This is a genomic window from Burkholderia sp. Tr-20390 (genome assembly GCF_017104595.1).
Taxonomy (GTDB): Bacteria; Pseudomonadota; Gammaproteobacteria; order Burkholderiales; family Burkholderiaceae; genus Burkholderia.
The window spans coordinates 19541-29028 of record NZ_JAAGPC010000111.1 but is presented as its reverse complement, the minus strand read 5'-3'; the positions used below and the strand labels follow the sequence as shown (position 1 = coordinate 29028).

Below are 9488 nucleotides of genomic sequence, written 5' to 3'. Positions count from 1 at the left end.
TGTCGATCGTCGTGCTGCTCACGCCGCTGCTGGTGCTGGTGGGCACGTCGATCGCCGTGCTCGCCGATGCGGGCAAGGCCGGCATCGCGAACCCGGGGCCGCACGGCTTCTCGGAAATCCTGTACGCAGCTCAAGCAGATCAGCAAGGGGCAGCTGAAGATCAACGGCACGCAGATCGAGATGAAGGGCGAGGTGCACAACGAGGCACAACGCCAGCAGCTCGCGAGCGACATGGCGAACACGCTGAACCCGACGTATACGATCAAGAACGGGCTGCGCGTGTCGGCGTCCGAACAGGGCGTGCTCGACCAGACGCTCGCGAACCGGACGATCGAGTTCGAGACGGGCAGCGCGACGCTCACGCCGCAGGGCAAGCTGATCCTCGACCAGATGGCGGCCGCACTCGCGAAGATGCAGAACCGCACGGTCGACATCATCGGCCACACCGACAACTCGGGGAACCGCACGTCGAACATCGCGCTGAGCCAGGCGCGCGCGGATTCGGTGAAGGGCTACCTGATCACGAAGAGCATTCCGCCGCAGCAGATGACGACGACGGGCGTCGGGCCGGATCAGCCGATCGCGCCGAACGATACGGCGGATGGGCGGGCACGGAATCGGCGGATCGAGTTCCGGGTGGGGCAGTAAATTTGCGGGGGGCGGCCGGCTCCATCGCGAGCCGGCGGGCGATCACCCGATGCGGGAGGCGACGGGAATTGTCGCCGCCCGTTTTTCATGGGCGACTACCGGCCGTCAATGAACGGGAGGCGTCGCGCCGCCCTTGTACCTTTTCGCCCATTCCTGGCTCTGCTTGGCGGCCTGGTCGATACGGGCGGCGGCGAGGTCGTCCTTCTTGCGCTGTTTCGCTTCCTTGTCGAGATCACTCGACCCGAACGTATCCTTGTCGCGTGTCCGGAAGTACAGTGACGGCGCCAGCACATGGTCCTGCCAGCTCGTCAGCAATGTGTCGTGGACGAGCATGTCGAACAGTGCCATGACTTCCGCCGGAAGCGGATGCTTGCCTTCGATACCCTCCTTCCAGGCCGACACGAGCTCCATTTGAGGTTCGGGCAGCATGGTCGACTCGATCACATCCGCGCTCATCTTGTTGTTGGAATCCCACGAATCCGGCAGGTTCCGAACGTGCTCCGCAGATTTCCGCAGGCCGTCCTGGACAGCCGCGCGGCGCAGCATCTTTTCCGACTCCTTGTGAAGGCGCTCCCACACGGTCGTGTAGTCCTTCGGCGCCTCCGCGACCAGCTTCTCGTAACGCTTTTGCGCTGCATCGCTTGCCGCTTTCATCCCCTTCAACGTCGCCTGATCGGCCGGGCTTCGGCTGGCCAGCATGCTCATGTTGATGCCTTGACGCTGCAGCTCCCAGTCGAGTTGGGATTTCGTCGTCTTGCGCTGAAGGTCGGCATCGGCCATGTTGCGCTTCCAGTCGGTGACTGGGTCGGACATCGTGCGACGAAACTCGGGATCCTGGTAACGGACGGCGATCCAGCGGAGGAAGATTTTCGAATGCGCGACGAAATCGACGCCGGCTTTGCGGGGGACGAGTGCGGTATACGCATCGACGAGTTGCTTGATGCGGTATTGCTTGCCACCGCTCTTGATGGGTTCGGCGATCGAGAATCGACCAAAGGTGTCGTTCTTGTAAAGGTAGAGATCCTCCATCGTATCCATCACCGCGCCCGCTTTCAGCGCTTCCAGCAGCATGTCGCGCAGCGGCACCCGCATCAGCTCTGCATTCAGCCCGAGCGACCCATTCGTTGCGCCGCCGACCACATCGCAGCTCGTGCCTGGATAGAGGAACTGCTCACCGCGCGTTTTCTCGAGACTGTCGAGACGCTGATAGAAGCGCATCTCGTGCGCTGCGGCGAAATGAACGCAGCGCTGCACGCTAGCGGGTATGCCAAGCGGGCGATCCTTGTAGCTGGTTTTGATCATCCCCAGATACGGCACCATGCCGATCAGTTCCCCTGCCTCTTCCGACATGACCGATGAAACGGCATCGAGCAGACCGACAAACTTGATCTGGATCGACACGCCGTCAATAGCGAGATCCGTGTCGTCCCTGCGTTTGTATTTCTCTGCTAGATCGTTGATGAACGCCCGCGCAAGTACGCATCCGCGGTCTGCGCCAAACACCGATACCTCGATGACCCGAATCTTCTTCATCTGATGCTTGACAGCATCGTACGCGGCTTCGAACTGCTTTTTGGCTGCAATCAACCGAGTATCGACGCCCGTTCCGAAAGCTTCGGCCATCACGGCGTTGTCACGCACGATCGGCACGTTCTCCATCGCTATGCCAACGAAGAGGCTGCGTGCAACGCCCCACGCCGCCTTCATCGGCGTTCCCTTCCAGTTGGTCTTGAAATCGTTCTTGGTGTTGCGCCACAGCAGCGTCCCGGTCGCCTTGGTCCGTTCCCAATATCGTTCCGGCGATGCATTCAGCACATTCAAGACGCGTCTCGCCTGAGCCGGAATGCGCTCGATATCCTTGCGAAGATCCTCGAACGCCTTCTCGATCGGTCGAAGCGAGAAATCTCCTTCGAGAAATTGCTTCTTCACGTCGGAAACACGCTTTTTCATGTCGGCCTGTTTGATCGGCGTATTGACGCGTGTGAATGTCCCGGCAATCGACGTCGCACCGCTCTGCGCCTTCTTGGCCGCCATCTTGGCTGCGGCGACACCTGCATTGACCAACGCGTTGGACTTGGCCGACTCGTTGAGCGGCGTGCCCAATCCCGAATAATAGAAGCGGTACCAGAACTGATTGGCTGGCCGCCGCGTGTCGTCGTTATCGCGATGCGCCTCCCACAAGCGGCAAATATTCGAGTATCGCGAACTCTCCTTGTCGTCGATATCGGCATTGCGGCCGAAGGCGTCGAAGAAAAATCCCATGCGAATCGTTGCACCGCATGGCATGCAGTCACCCTTCGGATAGAGGTTCGCGTCCCGGGAAACCAGTTGCGTGTACACGGCCATCGGTGTTGCGTCGTCCGGATCAAGCTTGATTTTCTCAGCCATGCGGTTTCTCCTCTACGCGCGGTTGCGGGAGCAAGCCATCGGCAATCGTCGGTACGGCCACGGGCTTGAATTTCCCGCTCGTCAACTCCGAGCGAACATTATTCGGCAGTGACTGCGCCCACTTCGCGAAAGTGCCGGGCTGCCCAGCGGCAGTCTGCAAAACGTGCTGAGCTTCGGGATACGTATCGAATCGGCTGTTCAAGAGCAGATTGATGTACGTGTACTGCTCCAGGTCGCTACGGTCGGTCAAGCGGTATTTCAACCACGCCGACGCAACGACACGGGCAATACGACGAAACTGCTGGTCCTCGCGCTCGTCGTATCGTTTGTCCAGTTGCGCCTGATACTGCTTCATCCATTTCACGACATCGACAATCGGCAGACGTGCGTCATCGAGCATCTCGCCGGGAAACTGGAACTCGACATGTCGATCCGGAAAGAAGTGCACTTCGAGAATCCGCGCGCCCTCATCGTCAGGCACCTGGGACTGTGGCATCGACACCTTCGTCTCTGCATGGAACATTTGCTTGTTCCCTTTGTGCCACTGGTCGACATCGTAGTAATTCCACTTGACGACAAATTCCGTGCCCTTGAGCTTGTAACAACATTTGACGCTACCGCCTCCTGCGCCCGGCGGGTCGTCTCCCCCTCCGCTCGCCGTATTTCCGAATGTGTCTGCGATCGTGAAGCCGCTCATGTTGTACGGCAGATAATTTCGACCGATGACCGAAATCCCGCTGTAGGTCGGCTCCGACTTCCCGCACGCGGTCACGGCCACCACGAGCAGGCACCCTGCCAGCACACGACTTACCAGCCTCGACAATCTCATTGCTCCACCCATTGACGTTTCCCTTCTGAATCGCGCCCGGCAAGCCATGCAGGCATGGACCGGCCCCAATCATCCGAATGTCCTCAGCGACGACGGCCACCGCGTGCGCCTCATCTGTTTCCATCGTCGCTCATCTACATCGCAAATCGCATCCGAGACGCGCCCGATCCGATCATCCACGCTGCGCATTTCCTGTACGCGGCGGCAGCAACAAGCCATCAGATATCGCCGGCACGGCCACGGCTTCGAACGCATCATTCGACAACGCGGACAACACGCTCTCCGGCAAAGACTGCATCGACTTCGCGAACGTACCCGGCTTACCAGCAGCGGCCTGCAAGATGCGCTGAATCTCGGGATGCGCATCGAACCGACTGTTCACGAGCAAACTGAAATACGCGTATTGCTCGAGATCATTCCGGTCAGTCAGATGGTATTTCAGCCACGCCGTCGCAACGGCACGCGCAATGCGCCGATGCGACTGTCCATCCGTGTCGTCGAATTTCTTGTCCAGTTGCTCCTGATAGTGCGTCGCCATCCATCGGGAAACATCCACGACCGGAATGCGCGATTCGTCCAGCAGTTGGCCGGGGAACTGAAACTCGACGTGACGATCCGGATAGAAATGAACTTCGAGAATCCGGCTGCCGACTTTCTCGGGAACGGCCGACGACGGCATCACGACCTTGGTCTCGACTTGCTGCGCATGCGAGTCGTCCATCGTCCATCGATCTGCGTCGTAGTACTTCCACTTGACCGTAAATTCGGTGCCCTTGAGCGTGTAGCAACACGCGACGCTGCCGCCACCTGCGCCCGGCGGATCGTCTCCGCCACCGCTTGCCTTGTTGCCATATGCATCGGTGATGGTGAAACCGTTCATGTTGTACGGCAGATAGTTCCGGCCCATGACCGAAATCCCGCTGTAGGTCGGCTCGGATTTACCACAGGCCGTCACTGCGGCGAACAACAAGCAAGTCGCCAGAACACGACCCGTCATACGCGCCAGTTTCGTTCCTCTATGCATCGATGCTTCCCTTCTGAATGACACCTCGCCCGCCGTTCCGTGGCAAGCAAGCGCCTGTCTTACATCTGTGATCGATCGCCTTCGCGCACGGCTCGAAGGTCGTCCAGCGTGCGATGCCGATGGGCGACTGCTCGCAACCCTGATCGAACGTAGCCGAGTTACCCATGCTGCACCTCCGGCACGCGCGGCGGCGGCAACAACCCGTCCGAAATGACCGGGACAGCCACTGGCTTGAAGTTATCGCTTGCCAGCGCCAACCTCACGCTCTTTGGCAGAGACTGCATCGATTTCGCGAACACCCCCGGCTTATCGGCAGCCGTCTGCAGCACACGCTGAACCTCGGGATGTGCATCGAATCGGCCATTCACGAGCAAGTCGTAGTAGGCGTACTGCTCCAGATCGTCGAGATCCGTGAGTCGGTATTTCAGCCATGCCGTTGCTACGACACGAACGATGCGTCGAAACTGCTGATCCTCGCGTTCGTCGTACTTCCTGTTCAACTGATCCTGGTAGTGGCTGGACATCCAGCGCGACACATCGATCATCGGAATGCGCGACGTATCCGCCAGCGCACCGGGAAATTGCAGCTCGACATGACGATCCGGGTAAAAATGCACTTCGAGAATTCGATCGCCGATCTTTTCCGGAACCCGGGCCGATGGCATCACAACCCTTGCCTCGGCGTGCAGCGTTTCTTCGTTACCTTTGTGCCACTGGTCAACGTCGACATAACTCCATTTGACGATGAATTCCGTGCCTTCGAGTTTGTAGCAGCAGGTCACCCCGCCCCCGCCGCCCGGCAAGCTGTTTCCACCGCCGGCCTTGTTTCCACTTGCGTCAGTGATCGCAAATCCGTCGAGGTTGTACGGCAGATAGTTGTGGGCAATAACCGAGATCCCGCTATACACCGGTCCCGACTTGCCGCACGCGCTCAAGCTCAAAGCCACCGCAAGCAGGCCCACCGCCCCCGCAGACCTACGCCACGTCACTACGCGCCTCCAGCAACGCGCGCTCATGCGCATCGCGAATCGCATCCCACGTCGCGTCGTCGATCGTCGCCAGCGCATCGTTGAGCGTCGTCTCGCCTTGCGCCACGGCCTCGAGGCACGCCTGTACCGCCGGATACTCGTCGAACCGCGGCGAGACCAGCACGCCGGTCATCACGTAGCACTGCAATTCCGCTTCATCGGCAATCCCATGCGCCGCCGCGCGATCGAGCTGCTCGACGACCTGATCGTGAAGGTCCCCATCCGACAAGTGATCGACCACCGCCCCCATCGTCTCGCGAAACTTCAGCACGAGCTTGTCCGGATACCCGAGCTCGATCAACCGAGCGTGCTGCTGCTCGCTCAGGCCCGGCGCATCGCCTGCCGGCGCCGCGCCTTCGATCGCCGGCGCATCATTGCGCCACACGACCTCGTCGAGCCGACGATCGCGATACCGGATCTCGGTGAACGGCGCAACGAACTGCCGCGCCTGCGCATCGCTCCACACCTGCCGCAGACGTTCGAATACGTGGTTGTCGAAGAAGAACAGATAGTACGAACGACCATTGGGCAACTTGTACTGCACATACCGGCGCAGATGCGCGTCGAGCGCATCGAACGTCCACGTCGACCACAGCCACGTCACCGCATGCAGATCGACTGCATCGAGCCACAGCTGGCGCAGCAGCCGATGCTGCCCGGCATGCTCGTCATCGAGCGCGTCGCGCTCGAACGCGATCAGGTACGGCGCGATATCCGTGTAGGCATCGAGCCCGGTATCGATCCAGAGCGACGCATAGCGCAGGCCCCGCACCGTCGCGAGCTGTACATCCAGCTCCTGATAGCCGCGCGTATCGACGAGCACGTAAAGCCGCATCACCCTGCCGTCGTGGTCCGCATGCGCCAGCGAAGCCTTCAGTGATTCCAGGAACGCCGGCCACGCCGGCTCGCGCGGATTCGGCACGGTGTCGACGGCTTCGCCTGGCTCGACGGCGTCGTCCCGATCGACCACGTCGCCCGTATCGTTGACCTCGTCCATCAATCTGCCTCGACCATCGATTCGCGCCCGCTATGCGCGTTCAGCACGCATTGCTTGCACGTGCCGCCCGGCATCGCGGGCAGCGGATACGGCATGCTCGTCGGCCCGCTGAACTGGTGCTGCGCGCCCTTGAAATCGATCTTCCCCGGCGCGTGAATCTCGATGTTGCCGCCCTTGATACGGATATAGGCGCCGCCCGACGTCAGCAGGACCTCCTGCTTCGCGGCCACATCGACGGCCTCGGTCGCCGCCACCAGCTTCACGGTCTTCTGCGCGGTAAGCTCGATGTTGTCCGCGTGCGCCTGGACCTCGACGTTGCCCTTCGCGGCGAACAGCTTCATTCCGGCGTTCTGCGCGAACAGGCTGATGCGGTCGCGGATGCCGGCGATCAGCGACTTGCCGCTCGTGATGAAGGTGCTTTGACCGCTGACGATATTGGTCTGCCGGTCGCTCGCGACGTGCACCGACTGCTGCGACGCCATCCCGATCCCCGCCGGGCTCGCGAACAGCATCACCGGCTCCTTGAACGCATTCGCGTTCCCCGTCCCGCCGCCGGCGGTCCGGCCGCCCGACGACGCGCCCGCCAAGCTCTCCTGCGTCGCGTCGGTGAACGTCTTCAGCGCGTCTTGACCGTTGCCGAGGCTTTCGGCCTGATGCGCTTCGCTGACCTGCGACAGCGATTCGATCAGCCCCTCGGCATCGACGAGCTGCTGTTGCGCCTCGCGCACGTCGAGCGGCTGGCTATTCGCCTGCTTCGGATGCGTCGTGACGTACAACCCCTGCCCGGCGCGCACGGCGCCGTATGCATCCGTGCGCAAGTCGAACCCCGAGCCGAGATACGCGCCCCGCGTGTTGCCGTTCTGCTCGATCAGGTAACCGAGATGCAACAGCGAATTCGCGCTGCTGCTGAACAGGCGTGCACGGTTCTGGCCGGTCGCGTCGTCGAGCACCATCTCGTTGTGCCCCGACCCCGCGTACTCCTTCGACCGGAAGCCCGACAGGATGCCGTCGCTATGCCACTGCGGCCTGGTTGCCCCGTTGTAGACCCGATGCATCACGATCGGCCGGTCGCAGTCTCCGCCGATATAGCCGATCAGCACTTCCTCGCCGACCCGCGGAATATGAACGGCCCCGTAGCCGCCGCCGGTATCCGACTGCACGACACGCATCCAGCACGATGCGGTTTCGGTGCCCTCGTTCTGCCGGTCCCAGACGAACATGACCTTGATGCGGTTCAGCGCGTCCGTATACACCTCTTCGCCCTTCGGCCCGACGACGACGGCCGTCTCGAGCTGCATCACGGGCTTCTTGTGCTCGAACGGGCTGCGATACGGCACCGCCGCACGTTGCGCTTCGACCTCGACGAGATAGAACCCGGCCGAGCCGTCTTCGTGCCCGACTTCGAACGCAGCCGCCGCACCGTGCCCGGCTTTGGCCTGCGCGAGGCGCGCCTGCAGGCTGTGCGGGAAGTGCGCCTCGTGGTCCGACAGCGGCAAGTTGTTCTCGATGTAGCGTGTCACGCCGATCGCCGCGAACTCACGATCGCGCTCCGGATCGCGGTCGTGCTCCGGATGATCGACCAGCGCGAAGCGCCGGCCCGCATCGATCCCGCGCACGCCGCCCACGCCGAAGAAACGCTTCGCGCGCGACTCCCATTCCTCCAGGCGGATCTTCGACAGATGTTCGCCGCGGTCCTGGCCCGGATACGTGTAGGCGCCCGTGTATTCGTAGATTTCCGCCTGGTCCGGCAGGTCGCCCTGGCCGGCCTTGGTCGGCAGCGTCGTGCCGTTCGGATTGCCCGCGGACGACGGTGACTTGTAGTCGAACGTGCGCGTCGTGTGCAGCGTGCTCTGCAGGGTCCTCGACGCAGCCCATTGCGTAAAACCGGTCGTTTCCGCGCCGGTTCCCGAGCGATCGAAGCCGACGGCCTTCGGCGCCAGCTCGTCGACCGCATGCAGATCGTCGGTAATGACGAGCGTATGGGTCTTGCCGTCGTCGGCATGCCGCCAGAAGCCGAACAGCCCTTCGTCCTCCATCAGGCGATGCACGAAGTTCCAGTCGGTTTCGCTCTGGCGGCAGTACGAGCGCGACGGCAGCGGCTTCGACAGCGCGAACTGATACCGGCCTTTGGCCTGGGGATGCGCGTCGAACACATCGGCGAGGATCGCGTCGACGCTCTGATCCTGCCAATACCGCATGTCGCTGCGGAACTTGAGGAAGTGCATCCACGACGCGAAGGTGAGCTGGTAGCTCGACAGGCTGCCGTCCGCGCCGAGCCGGCGCGCCGTATGGACATAGCCGTTGATCGGGCGATACGACCGGTCCGCCTGCTGGATCCATAGCGTGATCGGCTGTGCGATCAGCGTCTTGAGTTCGACGTCGCTCGCGGTGGACACGAGATCGAGCGTCACGCTGAAATCGCGCCCCAGTTCGGAACGGGTCATGGCCCGGCGCGGTACGAGCGCATGGTCCGGCAACGACGGGATGTCCGTCTTCAGCAGGCGGTCCTGCTGAATCAGGCCGCCGCGAATCGCCTGCGCCAGTTCTGTCGCGTTCATGCGTCACTCACCTTCT

6 protein-coding genes and 2 pseudogenes are annotated in these 9488 nt (G+C 61.9%); 2 read left to right on the top strand and 6 right to left on the bottom strand.

Annotated elements, in window-relative coordinates; all coding sequences use genetic code 11:
• Nucleotides 1-11: 11 nt before the first annotated feature.
• Both G3N98_RS40380 and G3N98_RS25665 read left to right on the top strand, forming a co-directional pair.
• Nucleotides 12-74, top strand: a pseudogene (locus tag G3N98_RS40380) (hypothetical protein); the annotation flags it as partial.
• Between the two features lie 29 nt (nt 75-103).
• Nucleotides 104-648: pseudogene (locus G3N98_RS25665) on the top strand (OmpA family protein); the annotation flags it as partial.
• Nucleotides 649-753: 105 nt separating this feature from the next.
• On the opposite strand, the gene G3N98_RS25660 reads toward G3N98_RS25665, so the two are convergent.
• From G3N98_RS25660 to G3N98_RS25635, 6 genes are all read right to left on the bottom strand, one after another.
• Nucleotides 754-3036, bottom strand: a complete 2283-nt coding sequence (locus G3N98_RS25660; RefSeq protein WP_206149544.1) for a DUF2235 domain-containing protein — start codon at nt 3034-3036, stop codon at nt 754-756.
• Complete coding sequence (locus G3N98_RS25655; protein WP_206149547.1) at nt 3029-3865, bottom strand: hypothetical protein; 837 nt, start codon at nt 3863-3865, stop codon at nt 3029-3031. The genes G3N98_RS25660 and G3N98_RS25655 overlap by 8 nt, the downstream gene beginning before the upstream one ends.
• A gap of 172 nt (nt 3866-4037) precedes the next feature.
• Nucleotides 4038-4889, bottom strand: a complete 852-nt coding sequence (locus tag G3N98_RS25650; protein WP_206149543.1) for a hypothetical protein — start codon at nt 4887-4889, stop codon at nt 4038-4040.
• Nucleotides 4890-5047: 158 nt separating this feature from the next.
• The gene (locus G3N98_RS25645) at nt 5048-5905 is read right to left on the bottom strand and encodes a hypothetical protein (protein WP_206149546.1); all 858 of its coding nucleotides are present in this window, start codon (nt 5903-5905) and stop codon (nt 5048-5050) included.
• Nucleotides 5865-6914: a DUF4123 domain-containing protein gene (locus G3N98_RS25640; protein ID WP_206149542.1), complete on the bottom strand. Its 1050-nt coding sequence runs from the start codon at nt 6912-6914 to the stop codon at nt 5865-5867. The genes G3N98_RS25645 and G3N98_RS25640 overlap by 41 nt, the downstream gene beginning before the upstream one ends.
• Nucleotides 6914-9472, bottom strand: coding sequence for a type VI secretion system Vgr family protein (locus tag G3N98_RS25635; RefSeq protein WP_206149541.1), 2559 nt, complete (start codon nt 9470-9472; stop codon nt 6914-6916). Before G3N98_RS25635 ends, G3N98_RS25640 begins: the two co-directional genes overlap by 1 nt.
• Nucleotides 9473-9488: the final 16 nt, after the last annotated feature.

Excerpts from the sequence above, each read along its gene's own strand:
- G3N98_RS25660 (WP_206149544.1), bottom strand. The coding sequence starts at position 3,036 with ATGGCTGAGAAAATCAAGCTTGATCCGGACGACGCAACACCGATGGCC.
- G3N98_RS25655 (WP_206149547.1), bottom strand. The coding sequence starts at position 3,865 with ATGAGATTGTCGAGGCTGGTAAGTCGTGTGCTGGCAGGGTGCCTGCTC.
- G3N98_RS25650 (WP_206149543.1), bottom strand. The coding sequence starts at position 4,889 with ATGCATAGAGGAACGAAACTGGCGCGTATGACGGGTCGTGTTCTGGCG.
- G3N98_RS25645 (WP_206149546.1), bottom strand. The coding sequence starts at position 5,905 with ATGAGCGCGCGTTGCTGGAGGCGCGTAGTGACGTGGCGTAGGTCTGCG.
- G3N98_RS25640 (WP_206149542.1), bottom strand. The coding sequence starts at position 6,914 with ATGGACGAGGTCAACGATACGGGCGACGTGGTCGATCGGGACGACGCC.
- G3N98_RS25635 (WP_206149541.1), bottom strand. The coding sequence starts at position 9,472 with ATGAACGCGACAGAACTGGCGCAGGCGATTCGCGGCGGCCTGATTCAG.